Genomic DNA, 16,569 nt, shown 5'->3' on the forward strand with positions numbered 1-16,569 from the left:
AAGGGGAAGTTATTGCAATAATATTTAATACAATTATATCCTTTAATACCTAATAAATACAAATTATAATTTTATTAAGGTGTAATTGATTACATGAAATTTATAATACATCATAAGTTTTAATATAAAGATAAAAAAGGATATTTGTGCACAGAATGTACTTTAATTATTATTGAAAACTAAAAGGTTTATTTGTTTAAAAAATTATTATGGGGGAATTTTTATTATGAAGAAAAAGGATAAGATTTGGCAATCCATTCAGACTTTTGGAAGAAGTTTATTACTGCCTGTTGCTCTTATGGCTCCAATTGGAATGGTAATGGGGATTTGTAATGCATTTACTCAAAGTTATATGATTGAGCAATTTCCTTGGCTTTCTAATACTGTATTGCAAACTACTTTAAATAGCTTAAAGAATATAACTAGTGTTATTTTTAATAATATTCCTTTACTATTTGCCATGGGTGTAGCTTATGGATTAAGTAAGAAGGAAAAAGGTATAGCTGTATTTTCTTCTGTTGTTGCATATTTAACTTTAAATATAGTTATGAATGTTTATTTAACAGTAACAGGAACTTTAGCTCCTGCAGAAACTATGAGTCAATTAGGACAAGGTACTGTCTTAGGAGTTCAAACTTTAAAGATTGAGGCTTTAGGTGGAATTATCGCTGGTATAGTAGCAGCAAAATGCACTGATAGATTTTATAAATTGGAATTACCACTTGCCTTTGCCTTCTTTAGTGGAAAGAAATCAGTTCCTATAATTAGCTTTGTTTTAATGATTCCTATTGGTTTGATTTTACCTTTCTTCTGGGGAATAATAACCAATATATTAATTAGTGGATCAGTAATTCTTATGAATAAGTATGTAGGACCTGGAATTTACATTACTCTTAATAGATTATTAATTCCATTTGGATTACACCACGTTTTATCTTCTATAGTGAGATTTACTGAAGCTGGTGGAGTTTATATGATAGAAGGTCAGCAATATGTTGGGATACTAAATGCTATGAACGAAATATTATTTAATTTAGGACCAACTCATCCAGCTTGGAATGAATATATGCCAACTTTATCTAGCTATATAGCTCCAGCTCAAATGTTAACAACTTTATTTAGAATACCAGCAGTTGGACTTGCTATGTATAAAACTGCTTATTTAAAGAATAAGAAAATTGCAAAGGGTGTTATTATTACAGTTTGTTTAACAGCATTCTTAGGAAATATTACGGAGCCTCTAGAGTTTACATTACTTTTAGTTAGCCCAATGTTATTTTTCACTTATTCAATTCTTGCTGGAATAACAACTATTCCATTAGCATTTTTAGACGTTAAAATGGGATATATAAGAGGTACAATATTTGACTTTGGAATTTTTGGAATGCTTTATGAAAATACAAATTGGATAAACTTAGTTATATTAGGGGTAATTAATTTTGTTATATTCTACTATGCATTTATCTTTATGATTAAGAAGTTTAATTTAGCTACTCCTGGTAGAGAAGATTTTGATTTAGATGAAGGGGCTAGCCTATTGTTAAAAGAAAAAAGATATAGAGAAATTGCTGAAATAGTTATAGATGGTTTAGGAGGAGCAATTAATATTCTAACTGTTGAGAACTGTGTAAGCCGTTTACGTATAGATATTGATAAACCTGAATTAATTAATAAAGATAGGGTAAGAGAAAGTGGATGCTTAGGAATATTCCTACCATCAGAAAAGCATATACATGTAGTTTTTGGACCACATGTAGAAGCAGTTAAAAATGCTGTGGATGATGCATTGAGGCAAGTAGGACAAAATTAAAAAGAATTGAGGTAGACTATGAGAGCATTATATGATTCTAAAAGTAAATCTATTGATGATAGAGGGGTAAAAGACCTTTTAACTGAAAAATATAAAATTAGCACTTGGTTAATGCTTGAGAAGGAACTAGCTTTAAGTCAAGGAGACCTAGGGCTTATACCTAAGGAAGCAGCAGAAAATATAGCTTTAAATTGTGATATTGAAAAAATAGATTTAGAAGAGGTTTATAGAATAAAAGAGAAAATAGGACATGGATTTATGCCTTTATTAAAAGTATTAGTTAAGAACTGTAATGAAGTAGGTGGGAAGTATGTTCATTATGGATGTACTACTCAAAATATACAACAAACAGGACAACTATATATAGTAAAAGAAGTAACCAAAGTTTTTAAATCTTTTTTAGCTGATATTCTAAAAAATTTATCTAGAATAGCCATGGAAAATAAGGACACAGTAATGCCAGGTAGAACTCATGGAAGACATGCAACTCCAATAACTTATGGATATAAGGTATCAGTATGGATTAGTGAACTTATTAATAATATAGAGAGATTAGAAGAAAGTGAAAAGAGAATCTATCAAGTTATGATGGGGGGAGCTGTTGGCTGTTATAGTGCAGTTGGTGAAATAGGTCCAAGTATACAAAAGCTAGTAGCTAATAGAATTGGAATGGGATATATGAATGTTCCAAGTAGAAATATCTGTACCCATAAGCTTGAATATATTATGAATATGCAATTAATTTGTAATGTACTTCATAAAATGGCAGAGGAAATTTATTATACAGGAGTTGAAGAATTTGGAGAAGTATATGAAGCCTTTAAGGCAGGAACTGTTGGAAGTAGTACTATGCCACATAAGATAAATCCTAAAAATGCAAAAGGTATAATAGCTAATAGTCAAAAACTGTATACTTTAGCACAAGTAGGATTAAACTCTAGTGCAAGGATGTTTGAAGGTGATAGCAGTCAATATATGCTATTTGATTCAATTTTAGATGAAACTATGGAATTAGTCCTTGAAGTTTTAATGAGGGCAGAAGAGCTAACTAAAAGTCTAGTAGTTAAGAAGGATAGATTATATAATAACGTAATTTTAAATGGTGGTTTAGATAATGCGGAATATATAATGATGAAAATGGCAGAAAAAATAGGACGAGATGCAGGCCATGAGCTTATGTATGAATGTTCTATGGAAACTGAGATTAATGGAAAGAGCTTCTTTGATGTTCTTTGTGAAAATGAGAAGGTTAAAAAAATATTTACTGTAGAAGAAATAAAGGAGTTAATAGATCCAAGAAATTATGTTGGAATAGGAAGTACATTAGCAGAAGAGATGGCTAATTTAGCTATTAAAAAAGCTGATGAAATGATGAAATAATATTATGGTGTGGTAAGACTAGATGTAAATTAGTTTTACTACACCTTTTAATAATAATTCTTGAGATCCTGTAAAATTGGTAGGATAAGAAACAGGAATTAATTTTACTAACAATTTTTGCAGAGTATTAGAGTAAGGAGATAGAAATTATTTTTATTAGACTAAATCTAATTTCTTAATTAATATATGAAGTTATTTGTAACAGATTTTGATAGAACTCTTTTTGTAGATAGAAAAATATCATCAGAGGATATAAATAGTATTAAAGATTGGCAAAGCAAAGGAAATTTATTTGTCGTTGCCACAGGAAGAGATATTAATTCTATTAATGAAAAGATAGGTATATATAATATAAAGCCAGATTATTTAATATGTAATAATGGTGCAGCGCTTTTTGATAAGGATAAAAATAAAATTTTATCTAATTTTATAGATAGAAATATTATTTTTAATGTTATTGACTATATTTATAACAACTACGAAGGTGGTCTAAGTTTATCAGAAGTTAATAGTAAAATTTCTATTGAACCTAAGAATGGAGTAAGCCACGAGAGAGATTGTAAAAAGCTTATAGGTTATAGGGATTTACATTCAATCGGAGAAGTTTATCAAATTCATAAAAGGTTTCAAGGTGAAGATTTCACAAAAGTTTTAGAAGAAGATTTAAATTCTAAATTTTTTAATCACATAATTGCTTATGCAAACAGCCATAATGTGGATATAGTTGCAAAAGATGTGAATAAGTCTGGAGCTATTAAATATTTAGAAAATAATTTAATTAATATAGATAAGATAATTACTATTGGTGATTCCTATAATGATATTCAAATGATATTAGACTATGATGGCTTTATAGTTTCTAGTGCAAAAGAGAATTTAAAGAAGAAGGTTAGAAATGTATGCTCTAGTGTAAGTGAGTGTTTAAATATATTTTCTAATACGAAGTAGGAGGGATGGTATGATAATTTATTCTAAAAATATATATCTAGAAAATAAAAAGATAAGTGGATTTCTTAAAATAGAAGATAAAAAAATTATTGATATAGTAGAAGCTACAGATGAATTTACTAAGGACTCTTTAAATAACTATGTCTTAAATAATTTAAAATGGGATAAAGATAATGAAATTCTTGATTACTCAGATTTTACTATAATCCCAGGATTTATAGATAATCATATTCATGGCTGGGGAACAGGTTCCTTTTGGTTTGAAAAATCAAAGAAATCTATAACAGAAATGCAAAAGAACCTACCTAGTGAAGGGGTTACATCTTTCCTTGCAACAACTGGGGCAGATACTATTGAAGAAATATTAACTCAAATAGATGAGGCAAGTTTGATATATGAAGCTGAGCAAATTGGAGCTGAGATGGTAGGCCTTCATTTAGAAGGACCATTTATAAGTAAAGAATATAAGGGAATGCAAAAAGAAGAAAATTGTATCTTACCTAATATTGAATTTATGAAGTCTTTTTATAATAGACAAAAGTCTAAAGGATTAATAAAATTAATGACTATGGCTCCAGAATTAGAGGGAGCAAAGGAAGTAGCTGAGTTTTGTAAAGATAAAGGAATACAGCTTTCTATTGGTCATACTGGATCAACTTTTGATAAGATTAAAGAAATGAAAGACTATGGTTTTGGAGGCTTTACTCATACTTTTAGTGGAATGAGGGGAATGCATCATAGGGAACTTGGAGTTGTTGGAGCAGCTTTATATTTTGATGATATGTATTGTGAGTTTGCAAAACAGACAGGATTAACAGTAAAGCATGAAGCCTTTGATATAGCCTTAAGAGTAAAAACAAGTGATAAAATAATATTATCAACAGACTGCTGTGGCCTTGCTATGACAGATAAACCTTGGCATCATTATGTAAGAAAGATAACTCTTATTCCACAGGAAAATGGAGTAATGATAAAACATGATGATGGAAGGGAAGAAGTATTAGATAATAGTAAATATGAAAATGTAAGAGACTTAGAAATGAGTTATATAGATTCAGTAAAGAATGTTATAAAGCATTCAAAGGTAGATATTTTCGATATTATGAAAATGGCAAGTATAAATCCAGCAAAGTATATTAATATCTATGATAAAAAAGGAAGTATAGATATAAATAAGGATGCTGATTTATTAGTTATTGATAATGAGTTTAATTTAATTGAGACTATAGTTAGAGGTAGTATATATAATTAATTAATGCCCTAGAGAAGTGTTTTATTTTCTCTGGGGTAATTATTTTATAAGTATAATTATTATTAATCATGTTTTTAAATTTATCATAGCCTTTGAAAGATCTTAAGTTTAGTAGTTCTGCTAAGGATAATTTATTTCCTAATAAAAGGGAAGTAAAATGATATTCTTAAATAAGTATTATTGTTATACTATGATATTAAGAATGATAAAACAAAGGGGAGAGGAAAATGGTAAAGGATTTAAATATAAAGATATATGCAGATGGAGCTGATTTGAACTCAATGCTTGAAGAGTATAAGAAAGGGATTGTTAGTGGCTTTACTACCAACCCTTCATTAATGAAAGCGGCAGGAGTAAATAATTATAGAGAATTTGCTAAGGAAGTATTAAAAGAAATAAATGATATGCCAATTTCTTTTGAAGTTTTTGGAGATGATGAAGAAATAATGCTTAAAGAAGCACGAGAACTTTTTACCTGGCATGAAAACGTTTATGTTAAAATTCCTGTTGTTAATACTAAAGGAGAGTTTAATGGTAAAGTAATTGAAATATTATCAAGTGAAAATGTGAAGTTAAATATAACGGCTATCTTTACAATTGATCAAGTCAAGAAAGTATTAAGTGTATTAAGTAGAGATACCTCAGCCATTATTTCTATTTTTGCTGGAAGAATAGCTGATGCAGGAGTTAATCCAAAAGAGATAATGAGGGAAGCAGTAAATATTTCTAAGGAATATCCAAAGGTTGAAATATTATGGGCAAGCTGTAGAGAACTATACAATATTATCGAGGCTAATAATGTAGGATGCCATATAATAACTGTTCAAAACAACATATTAAAGAAATTAAATTTATTTGGAAAAGACTTAACAGAGTATTCTGTAGAAACAGTAAAAGATTTTTTTAAAGATGCTAATAGCTTGGGATTTTCAATTGTAGAATAGATTGGTAGTAAGGAAAGAGGTTAGGACTATGATAGAAAAGTTATTAACTGAAGAGTTAGTTGATGTAAAACTAGAAGTTGAGAACTGGGAGGAAGCAGTGCTTGCAGCAGGAAAAGTACTTTTAAATAATGAAAAAATCGAAGAGAGATATATAGAAGCTATGATAGAAACAGTAAAAGATATGGGACCTTATATAGTAATGGCACAGGGAATAGCAATGCCTCATGGAAGGCCTGACTCTGGAGTTAAAGAGATAGGTATAGCTGTGATATCTTTAAAAAATGGAGTGAATTTTGGCAGTAATGATTTTGATCCTGTAAAACTTGTGTTTGCAATTTGTGCTAAGGAAAATAAATCTCATATAGGGCTACTACAGGATTTATCTTATATATTAGATAATGAAGAATTGTTACAAAAGTTAGATGACTGTAATACAAAAAAGGACTTATTAAATTTAATATTAGATATTTACAAAGACAATAAATTCTAGTAGGGAGGGATTTTTATGAAAATCATAACTGTATGTGGGAATGGAATAGGAAGTAGTTTAATGTTAGCTATGAAAATACAAGAAATATGTGATGAGGAGGGGATAAAGGCAGATGTGGAATCTTGTGATGTAAGTGCAGCTGTAGGGAAGAACTGTGATCTTTTTGTAACTGTTAAGGAATTGGCTCCAAACTTTAATAAGGATAAGACTTTAATCGTTAGAAGTTATATTAATAAGAAAAAAATTAAAGAAGATATACTAGAGAAGATTAGAGAGAAAAGTGCTGAGTTAAGTTAATATTTTATTATTATTATTTATAAAGGAGACTGGTATTATGGAAGGTATTTTAGAATTTTTTAGAGATTTCTTAAAAGAACCAGCATTATTAATGGGCTTAATGGCATTTATAGGGTTAGTGGCATTAAGAAAACCAGCGCATAAGGTTATGTCAGGAACATTAAAACCTATATTAGGTTACTTAATGCTTGGGGCAGGAGCAGATTTTATAGTTTCTAATTTAAATCCTTTAGGAGAAATGATTCAAAAGGGATTTAATATTAGTGGGGTTATTCCAAATAATGAAGCAATAGTTTCAGTTGCTCAAAAGGTTTTAGGTGTTGAAACTATGTCCATATTGGTAGTAGGACTTATTGCCAATCTTATTATTGCTCGATTCACTAAGTTTAAGTATATATTCTTAACAGGACATCATAGTTTCTTTATGGCATGTTTATTATCAGCAGTTTTGCAAACTGCAGGTTTTGAAGGGGTAGCACTAATCGGAATTGGTGGAGCTTTCTTAGGATTAGTTAGTGCAATATTGCCAGCAATAGGTCAAAAATATACTTTAAAGGTAACTGATGGTGATGAAGTTGCCATGGGACACTTTGGAAGTTTGGCTTATTATGTATCAGCATGGATAGGTGGTAAGGTAGGTAATCCAGAGAATAGTACAGAAAAGATGCAAATTCCAGAAAAATGGAGCTTTTTAAGAGATACAACTATTTCAACTGCATTGACAATGATGGTATTCTATTTAATAGCGGCAATAGCTTCAGGATCTGAATTTGTTGCAACATTATCAGGTGGACAAAGTATGATTTTATTTGCATTAATGTCAGCTATGAAGTTTGCAGTAGGAGTTACCATAGTTTATGCAGGTGTTAGAATGATTTTAGGAGATTTACTTCCAGCATTCCAAGGTATTGCAACAAAGATTATTCCAGATGCAATTCCAGCAGTAGACTGTGCAGTATTCTTCACATATGCGCCAACAGCAGTTGTTATCGGGTTTGTTGCTAGTTTTATAGGTGGAGTTATTGGAATGTTACTACTTGGAGTAGCTGGTGGAGTATTAATTATACCAGGACTTGTACCACATTTCTTCTGTGGAGCAACAGCTGGTATTTATGGAAATGCAACAGGTGGTAAGAGAGGTGCTGCTATTGGAGCTTTTGTAAATGGATTGTTAATTACTTTTATTCCAGCAATGTTACTTCCTGTACTTGGAAATTTAGGTTTCCAAAATACAACTTTTGGCGATTTTGACTTTGGGATTATAGGTATTGCAATAGGAAAGCTTTATGAATTCTTAGGATCTATTGGAGTAATTATTTTATTAGCTTTATTAGTTATTGCTGTATTAGTGCCAAGTTTTATAAGGACAAAGTCTAAGGTTATTAACAATAATTATAATGATGGAGAATAAATGTAAGAATCAATTCAAATATATATGAATCTTCAAATTAGGCTAGATAATCTTATCTAGCCTTTAATTTTAGAATGATTCGTATTTATGTGTATAATCAAGTAAAGTAATCAATAAATATAGATGGAGTGGGGTGAGAAGTTTGAATATTAGATATATAGAAATATTAAATTTATTAATTAATTCAAGTTATGATTTAAGTGTAGAAGATTTAGCAAATAGGCTAGGAGTTTCAAAAAGAATGATTAGATATGATATTGATGAAATTAATAGATATTTAAGAGAAAATAAAATTATAGAAATAGATAAAAAACCTAACTCTCCATTGAAGTTTATTCTATCTAAAGATGAGAAAGTGAAGGTAGAAAAATTTATAAATACTATTAATATAAAAAGTTATATATTTTCACCTGAAGAAAGAGCCGGGATACTATTATATGAATTACTAAACTCAAATAAAGAGTATACTTATAGTGAGTTTCAAGAAAAATTATCTATAAGTAAGACTACTTTAGTTAATGATATAAAGAAAGTTAAAGAGTGGTTAAATAAATATAGTATAGAAATTATTAAAGTTTCAAATAAAGGATTCAAAATTCAAGGAAATGAAAGTGATATAAGAAAGGCAATAATAAGTCTACTTATTGATAAGAGTAATTATAACATTATTGAAACTTTAGAGAAGATTTATAATAATGAAAATAATAGTATTTTAGGTACCCTTAAAAATTTAGATATTAGAAAAGAAAATATGGAGTATATAAAAGATTTAGTTAAAGATTTAGAAAAAGATTTTGGGGTATTTTCAGAAGAAGATTTTTTTGATTTAGTAATTGCTGTATTTGTAATTATAAATAGGGTTGGTAGAATGCCTATTAGCAAAGAAAATAAAAATTTAAGCTCAAACTATAAAAGGGAATATGAGGCAGCTTTAAAGGTTTCAGATAAAATAAAAGAAAAGTTTTCTATTATATTAGGTAATGAAGAAATTAATATGATTGCTAGTAGAATATTATCTGGAAGCAAAAATGAAGGGGATTTGTTTGAGTCAAAGGATTATTTTGATGCTTGCTATATAGCAGGTAAGATAATGGATAATTTAAGATCAAGCTTTGGAAAAGAGTTTGAAATGGATAATAATTTATTTGAAAGCTTTATAAGCCATTTAAAGAGTTTAATATTTAGACTTAAATATAATGTTGTAAGTAAAAATCCTATATTAGAAACTATAATAAGCAATTATAAAAATGAATTTGAATTAGTAAAAGAAGCAACTAATTTTATAAAAGATAAATTTGAATATATATTAAGTGATGATGAGATAGGCTATATAGTAATGTATATTGAAGCTACAATAGAAAAAAATAAAAAAGATGAAATTGGAAGAGTTAAAAATATATTAATAGCTTGTTCAGCAGGTTTTGCAACAGGGCGGTTATTAGAAGCTAAGATAAAAGGAAGTTTTGATGTTAATATAGTAGGAGTTACTTCTATACATAATATAAGTAATTTATTAGAAAGAAAAGAAGAAATAGATTATATAATTTCTTCGGTTGATATAAATGAAAATTATAATATACCAATTATAAAGGTATCTCCAATATTAAAGGATGAAGACAAAAAGGTTTTAGAAAAGTATTTAGCTTCAAAAAGTTCAAAGCTAAACAATAATGAAGTTAATATAGAAAAATTAAATAAGACTGAATATAAAGAGTTAGATAGTCTAATAAGAATAAATATCGAAGAAATTAATTTAGATGAAGTTATAAGTATTATAGAAGAAAGTTCTAATATATTTGATAGAGAAAAGCTAATTGATGAATTAATGTCTTACTTTAATAAAAAAGGTGAAGGAAAGTTAAATAAGAACATAGAGCTATGGAGATATATTTCAGAAAAGAATATACAATTAAATTTAGTAGCAAACAGTTGGGAAGAGGCTATTAGATATAGCGCTATTCCTCTATTAAGAAATAATGACATTACGGAAGAATATATAGATGCAATGATAGATAATATTAATAACTTAGGAGCTTATATAGTAGTGGATGATGGAATTGCTATACCTCATGCAAGACCAGATAATTATGTCAAAAACTTTGGGATAACAATAAATACTTTTAAGAAGCCTATTACTATTGGTAATTATAATAATATAAAGATATTTATAACTATAGCTAGTATAGATAATGAAAACCATATTGAACTAATAACTCAAATTATGAAGTTAATAGAGGATGAAAGTTTTATATATATGTTAAATAAAGAAGATATTAGCAAAGAAGAAATACTAGATAGAATAAGATCATAGGAATTTATTACATTAAAAGCCTTAAGAGTATGACATTTATCTCTTAAGGTTTATTACTAGTAGATATTTAATAAGAAGTTCAATTTCCTTTAAAACTTTCTTCATCAATGTTTTTTATAAACTTCTCTTATATTAGTAAAGGAAATAGAATTATTGATTTTTTCTGATAAAATATTAATTAAAGCTTTGTTTTTATAGAATCTTCAGGGAATAAGTACAAAACTAGTCAGAATAAGAGTATATTGTTGAATTAAATGGATATTTATAGTAAAATTAAAACATTCACAATATGGATAAGTTAATTTTTCAAGGATAAAAGTAAGATTAATTTAGAGTTATAATTATTAAAAAATTTAAATAAAGAGGAAATAAATATATGAGAGCAATTATATTAGCGGCTGGAATGGGTACAAGACTTAGACCTTTAACTGATGATACACCAAAGGGTTTAGTTAAAGTTAAAGGTTTACCTATGGTGGAGAAAGAAATTAGATATCTAAAGGAAATTGGCATAGATGATATTATAGTAGTTACTGGATATTTAAAAGAAAAGTTTAACTATTTAGTAGATAAATATGGAGTTAAATTAATACATAATGATAAATATGACATTTACAATAATTTATATACTATGTACTTAGTTAGAGAATACTTAGAAGACACATATGTATTAGAATCTGATATTTACATGAGAAAAAATGTATTAGATTCTAATATCTCAAAAACTACTTATTTTGGAGCAAAAGAGTATAATTTTGAAAATGAGTGGATTTTTAAAGCTGATAAAGATAACAGAATAAAAGAAATGTATGTAGGATCTTCAGAAGAAGATATTATCTTAAGAGGGATTTCTTACTGGACTAAAGAAGATGGAAAGTATATTGCTGAAAAAATTGAAGAAACAGTGAATAATAGTGGATTTGATAATTTATATTGGGATGAAGTAGTTATAGCCAATATAGCTGATATTAATATCCAGTTAAAAGTATTAAATGAACATGAGGTTATGGAAATAGATTCTATAGAGGATTTTAAAAAAGTAGAGGAAATATTATCACAGTATAGTATTTAGAGGAAGATATAATGAAGAAAATATGTATATTAGTAGTAATTTGCATTTTATTTATGATTTCATCCTTAGGTTATACAAAAATGAAAGATAATGAAATAACAGTATATACAACTCAAGAAAGTGAAGATGTAGAAGAACTAGTCAAGGATTTTGAAGCAAAGCATCCAGATATTAAATTAAATATAATAAAGTCCGCTACAGGAGAAATAACTGCTAAGCTTCTATTAGAAAATGGTAATCCACAAGCAGATGTAATTTGGAATGTTGCTACAAGTGGTTTATTAGTACTTGATTCAGTAAATGGGTTAGCACCTTATGCTCCTCCTAGTTTAGATAAAATAGATAGCAAATATTATGATACAAAAAGAGAAGTGCCAACATGGGTTGGAACTACTATATGGACTGGAGTAATAACGGTTAATACAGAGGAAGCTAAGAAAAAAGGACTTCCTATTCCAGAAACCTATGAGGAATTGGCTGATCCTATATATATGAATGAAATAGTTATGCCAGACCCAATTGCTTCAGGGACAGGGTATCTAATGGTTAATTCTTGGCTCCAATCTAAGGGAGAAGAAACTGGCTGGGACTTTATAAAGAAAATAAATGATAACATGAAGTTTTATACAACATCAGGTAGTGCTCCAGCTAAGTCAACAGCTATAGGAGAACAAGTTATTGGGTTAAGCTTTGATAAAAATAGTTTAAAGATTGAAAAGGATGTACCTCAAATAAAAACTATTTTTGCAAAAGATGGTCTGCCATATGAAATAGATGCATGTGCATTAGTTAATAAGAAGGAAATAAAAGAAGAAGCTAAGATTTTTTATGACTGGGCAACATCTGTGGAGACTATCGAAAAATATAAAAATTCTAGAATTCTAACTACTTTAAAAGGCTCAGAGCCTGCAGAGGGGATTCCTAATAATTTTAAAGAGATGTTATCAAATAATGATTTATATTGGGCAGCGGAAAATAAAAATAGAATTTCATTAGAGTGGAATCAAAAAATAAAAGGTAGCAAATAGGAGTGGATGTATGTCTTATATAGTCATAAAAAACATAGACAAATATTATGGAAAAAATAAAATCTTAGATAATATAAATATAGGCATTGAAAAAGGAGAGTTTGTTTCTTTATTAGGTCCAAGTGGATGTGGGAAAACTACATTATTAAGGATAATTAGTGGTCTTGAAAGTAAGAATTCTGGATCTATATTTGTTAATGGAAAAGATATATCTAAGCTTTCTCCTGCAAAAAGAAATATTGGAATAGTATTTCAAAGTTATGTTTTATTCCCTAACCTTACTGTATATGAAAATATAGCATATGGCCTAGTTAACAAGAAAGTAGATAAGGAAGAAATAGAAAGAAGAGTTAATGATATATTAGATAAAGTTGATTTAAAGCATATTAAACATAAGTATCCAAAGCAACTTAGTGGAGGTCAGCAACAAAGAGTTGCTTTAGCTAGGGCAGTAGTTTTATCACCTAATATTCTACTTCTAGATGAACCACTTAGTGCCTTAGATGCAAAGGTAAGAGAAACTTTAAGAAAAGAGATAAAAACCTTGCAAAAAGAACTTGGTATTACAACTATAATGGTTACTCATGATCAAGAAGAAGCATTAACTATGTCAGATAAAATAGTAGTAATGAATCAGGGAGAAGTAATGCAAATTGGTAATCCAGAAGAGGTGTACAAGTTCCCTGTAAATAACTTTACAGCAGATTTTATAGGTGCAATCAATATTATTGAAGAAGATAATAATAGGAAAATAGTTAGACCAGAATCAATATTATTATCTGACAAAATGAAAGATGATTATAAGAAGTGTGTAGTTAAGGAACTAGAATTTAGAGGAGCTTTTTATAGAGTAACTATAAAAACAGAATCTGAAGAGAAGATCTATGTTGATACACTAGCTCATTCAAAAGAAGAGTATAACATTGAAGTAGGTAGAGAAATCTACTATAAAATAGGGTAGGATTGTGTATATGTTAGATATAGATAAATCAAGAGAAAGTAGAAGATTATTAATATACGCCCTTACAATTTTCTTTTTAGTAGTATTAGTCCTTCCAATATTAACTTTATTTAAAGAAGCATTTTTTGTAAATGGAGAGTTTGTAGGAATAAGTAATTTTAAAGCTTATTTTTCAACACCATCTTTATTTGTAGCCTTTAAAAATAGTATTTTTGTATCAATTATAACATCTGTAATTGTAGTGTTTTTAGCATTTATATTTGCTTATGCTATAGAAAGATGCAATATAAAGTTTAAAAAGCTTGTTAACTTTATAGCCTTATTACCACTATTTATACCAACTATGACTCATGCTATAGCATTAATTTATTTATTTGGTGAAAATGGATTAATCTCAACAGGATTCTTTGGTAAGCTATCTTGGCTAGCTTTTAACTTTCCTCTATATGGTAAGTGGGGAGTTATAATTGCTGAATGTATCTATGTTTTCCCTGCTATATATATGATGTTTTCAGTTGCTTTTAGAGTATGTGATTATAGGTTATATGAAGCAGCAGAGGTATTAGATACTAGTAAATCAAGGATGTTCTTCACAATAACACTACCAGCAGTTAAATATACTATAATAAGTGCATTATTTTCTGCCTTTACCATGGTATTTTCAGATTTTGGGATACCAAAGGTTCTTGGAGGAAATTATAGTTTATTAGCTACTGATATTTATAAACAAGTTATAGGTCAATCTAATATAACTATGGGGGCAACTGTAGGAATATTATTAATTCTGCCCTCTATAATATCATTTATTGTTGATAGAGCTGTAGGGAAGTCTGTAACATCTGTAGATTCAAGTGCTAAGGATTATATAATTAAGGAAGATAAGCTTAGAGATAGAATAGTATCAGTAGTTGTTTACTTAATTTCAGCTTTTATAATAATTATATTTTTAACTGTAATAATGGCGGCTTTTGTAGAGCAATGGCCTTATAACCTTAACATAACAACTAAATGGTTTAATGTTAGTACAGTAGGTACTACACCAATTAAGATATTTGCACATAGTGTATTTGTTTCATTGTTATCTGCAGTGTTAGGTACTATAGTTGCTATACTAGCAGCATATATAACTCAAAGAGGAATTGGATTTGAAAGATTAAGAAAGTTTATTGACTGGATTAGTATAACACCACTTGCTATTCCTGGGCTAGTAATAGGTTTATCTTATTTATTATTCTTTAACAAACCAATGAATCCACTGAAAATAATTTATGGTACCTTTATAATTATGATTTTTGCTAATATAATTCATTTCTTTAGTATGCCTTATATGACTATAAAAGGCAGTATGAAGAAGATAGATAAGGAATATGAAAATGTATCTGAAACAATGGGAGTACCATGGTATAAAGTTTTTGACAATGTAGTATTACCATTATCAAAAACAGCTATAATTGAAAGCTTTCAATATTACTTCTTAAATTCTATGATGACAATTTCGGCTTTAGTATTTTTGTTTACTACTAAAACTAAGGTTGCATCAGTTGAAATGGTAGCAACTTATGATGAAGGAATAATATCTTCAACTGCAGCAATTGCTGTAATGATATTAGTAACTAATTTAGTTGTTAAATATGGAATAGAGCTATATAAGAATAAGAGCGAAAATGCAAAAAATGATAGAGAAATGAATGTATATAGAGCTATTCAAATTATAAATGATGAAGAAAACTTTTCTAAAGGCATATTAAAAGAGAAGATTGGTATTTCAGCCCTTAAAGTAAATTTACTTATTAGAGATTGTATTAATAATGAGTGGATTTGCAAAAAGCAAGTTGGAAAAGGAACTCATTATGAAGTAACAGAAAAGGGATTTGAATTATTAAGACAAAATATTGAAGCAATAAAGGAAGATAGACTTTTAATTTCTAAGGATTCAAAGGAAAAAGTAAAGACAGCAGTAATTTTAGCAGCAGGTGAAAGGCCTGACTTTAATGTATCTCCTGCAGGATTAGAATTAGAAGATACTACTTTAATAAAAGAAAGTATAAAGAAGCTTAAGGCTAATGGTATAGAAAAGATTATTATTGTACTAGGCTTTGGAAAAGAAATTATACTAGAGAGTCTTAAGGATGAAAAAGATATAATATTTGTTTACAATAGTAACTACAATTTAACTTCTAGTATGGAGTCCTTAGCACTAGCAAGTAAGCATATAAAAGAGGACTTTATATTAATAGAGGGAGATTTATTCTTTGAGAATAGAGCTCTTAAGGAATTGTTAGAAATAGAAAAAAGAGACTGTATTTTATTAACTAATAGAAGTAAATCAGGGGATGAAGAATTTGTTCAACTGAAAAATGATTATTTATTTAAATTAGGTAAGGATATACATCAATTTAATAGGATAGATGGTGAATTTGTTGGAATAATAAAAGTTTCCTATAAGCTACTTGATTTAATGATGAAGGAATATAAGGAAAATATGAATTCATCATTAAATTATGAATATATATTGCTTGATGTATCAAGAAACTTTAGAGTATCTGCTTTAAATATAGATAACTTAGTTTGGGGAGAAATAGATAATAAAGAACAGTATAAATATGTTATAAAGCTTTATAATAAAAGTAAGTTATTATAAAGAATATATTAGCTTCTATAAGGT

The 16,569-nt window shown here is 28.3% G+C and carries 13 protein-coding genes; all 13 read left to right on the plus strand.

Translation table 11 applies throughout. The features are described 5' to 3' along the window. Positions 1 to 226: 226 nt before the first annotated feature. The 13 genes from E6248_RS05320 to E6248_RS05380 all read left to right on the plus strand — a co-directional run bounded on the left by E6248_RS05320 (position 227) and on the right by E6248_RS05380 (position 16,545). Complete coding sequence (locus E6248_RS05320) at positions 227 to 1,810, plus strand: PTS transporter subunit EIIC (protein WP_136006691.1); 1,584 nt, start codon at positions 227 to 229, stop codon at positions 1,808 to 1,810. A gap of 18 nt (positions 1,811 to 1,828) precedes the next feature. Beyond that, positions 1,829 to 3,190: an adenylosuccinate lyase family protein gene (locus E6248_RS05325; protein ID WP_316339774.1), complete on the plus strand. Its 1,362-nt coding sequence runs from the start codon at positions 1,829 to 1,831 to the stop codon at positions 3,188 to 3,190. A gap of 186 nt (positions 3,191 to 3,376) precedes the next feature. Beyond that, on the plus strand, positions 3,377 to 4,138 hold the full coding sequence (locus E6248_RS05330; RefSeq protein ID WP_316339775.1) for an HAD-IIB family hydrolase: 762 nt from the start codon (positions 3,377 to 3,379) through the stop codon (positions 4,136 to 4,138). A gap of 10 nt (positions 4,139 to 4,148) precedes the next feature. Further along, positions 4,149 to 5,390, plus strand: a complete 1,242-nt coding sequence (gene nagA / locus E6248_RS05335; RefSeq protein ID WP_316339776.1) for an N-acetylglucosamine-6-phosphate deacetylase — start codon at positions 4,149 to 4,151, stop codon at positions 5,388 to 5,390. Between the two features lie 227 nt (positions 5,391 to 5,617). Continuing rightward, a complete protein-coding gene (locus E6248_RS05340; protein WP_316339777.1) occupies positions 5,618 to 6,334 on the plus strand; it encodes a transaldolase in 717 nt (238 codons plus the stop codon). 28 nt (positions 6,335 to 6,362) lie between these two features. Continuing rightward, positions 6,363 to 6,824: a PTS sugar transporter subunit IIA gene (locus tag E6248_RS05345; RefSeq protein ID WP_316339778.1), complete on the plus strand. Its 462-nt coding sequence runs from the start codon at positions 6,363 to 6,365 to the stop codon at positions 6,822 to 6,824. 15 nt (positions 6,825 to 6,839) lie between these two features. After that, complete coding sequence (locus E6248_RS05350) at positions 6,840 to 7,121, plus strand: PTS sugar transporter subunit IIB (RefSeq protein WP_316339779.1); 282 nt, start codon at positions 6,840 to 6,842, stop codon at positions 7,119 to 7,121. Positions 7,122 to 7,158: 37 nt separating this feature from the next. Beyond that, a complete protein-coding gene (locus tag E6248_RS05355) occupies positions 7,159 to 8,532 on the plus strand; it encodes a PTS ascorbate transporter subunit IIC (RefSeq protein WP_316339780.1) in 1,374 nt (457 codons plus the stop codon). Positions 8,533 to 8,674: 142 nt separating this feature from the next. Continuing rightward, complete coding sequence (locus E6248_RS05360) at positions 8,675 to 10,843, plus strand: BglG family transcription antiterminator (protein WP_316339781.1); 2,169 nt, start codon at positions 8,675 to 8,677, stop codon at positions 10,841 to 10,843. Between the two features lie 376 nt (positions 10,844 to 11,219). Then, positions 11,220 to 11,915, plus strand: a complete 696-nt coding sequence (locus tag E6248_RS05365) for a sugar phosphate nucleotidyltransferase (protein WP_316339782.1) — start codon at positions 11,220 to 11,222, stop codon at positions 11,913 to 11,915. 11 nt (positions 11,916 to 11,926) lie between these two features. Further along, complete coding sequence (locus E6248_RS05370; RefSeq protein ID WP_316339783.1) at positions 11,927 to 12,943, plus strand: extracellular solute-binding protein; 1,017 nt, start codon at positions 11,927 to 11,929, stop codon at positions 12,941 to 12,943. 10 nt (positions 12,944 to 12,953) lie between these two features. Further along, positions 12,954 to 13,904 (plus strand): ATP-binding cassette domain-containing protein, encoded by a 951-nt coding sequence (locus E6248_RS05375; RefSeq protein WP_316339784.1) that lies wholly within the window; start codon positions 12,954 to 12,956, stop codon positions 13,902 to 13,904. Between the two features lie 10 nt (positions 13,905 to 13,914). Next, positions 13,915 to 16,545: a putative 2-aminoethylphosphonate ABC transporter permease subunit gene (locus E6248_RS05380; protein WP_316339785.1), complete on the plus strand. Its 2,631-nt coding sequence runs from the start codon at positions 13,915 to 13,917 to the stop codon at positions 16,543 to 16,545. The last annotated feature ends 24 nt before the right edge of the window (positions 16,546 to 16,569 follow it).

Source organism: Clostridium sp. (genome assembly GCF_032552055.1).
In the GTDB taxonomy this organism is placed as follows: Bacteria; Bacillota; Clostridia; order Clostridiales; family Clostridiaceae; genus Clostridium.

What these genes read in the sequence shown, in the direction of transcription:
- E6248_RS05320 (WP_136006691.1), top strand. Translation starts at nt 227, where the DNA reads ATGAAGAAAAAGGATAAGATTTGGCAATCCATTCAGACTTTTGGAAGA.
- E6248_RS05325 (WP_316339774.1), top strand. Translation starts at nt 1,829, where the DNA reads ATGAGAGCATTATATGATTCTAAAAGTAAATCTATTGATGATAGAGGG.
- E6248_RS05330 (WP_316339775.1), top strand. Translation starts at nt 3,377, where the DNA reads ATGAAGTTATTTGTAACAGATTTTGATAGAACTCTTTTTGTAGATAGA.
- nagA (WP_316339776.1), top strand. Translation starts at nt 4,149, where the DNA reads ATGATAATTTATTCTAAAAATATATATCTAGAAAATAAAAAGATAAGT.
- E6248_RS05340 (WP_316339777.1), top strand. Translation starts at nt 5,618, where the DNA reads ATGGTAAAGGATTTAAATATAAAGATATATGCAGATGGAGCTGATTTG.
- E6248_RS05345 (WP_316339778.1), top strand. Translation starts at nt 6,363, where the DNA reads ATGATAGAAAAGTTATTAACTGAAGAGTTAGTTGATGTAAAACTAGAA.
- E6248_RS05350 (WP_316339779.1), top strand. Translation starts at nt 6,840, where the DNA reads ATGAAAATCATAACTGTATGTGGGAATGGAATAGGAAGTAGTTTAATG.
- E6248_RS05355 (WP_316339780.1), top strand. Translation starts at nt 7,159, where the DNA reads ATGGAAGGTATTTTAGAATTTTTTAGAGATTTCTTAAAAGAACCAGCA.
- E6248_RS05365 (WP_316339782.1), top strand. Translation starts at nt 11,220, where the DNA reads ATGAGAGCAATTATATTAGCGGCTGGAATGGGTACAAGACTTAGACCT.
- E6248_RS05370 (WP_316339783.1), top strand. Translation starts at nt 11,927, where the DNA reads ATGAAGAAAATATGTATATTAGTAGTAATTTGCATTTTATTTATGATT.
- E6248_RS05375 (WP_316339784.1), top strand. Translation starts at nt 12,954, where the DNA reads ATGTCTTATATAGTCATAAAAAACATAGACAAATATTATGGAAAAAAT.
- E6248_RS05380 (WP_316339785.1), top strand. Translation starts at nt 13,915, where the DNA reads ATGTTAGATATAGATAAATCAAGAGAAAGTAGAAGATTATTAATATAC.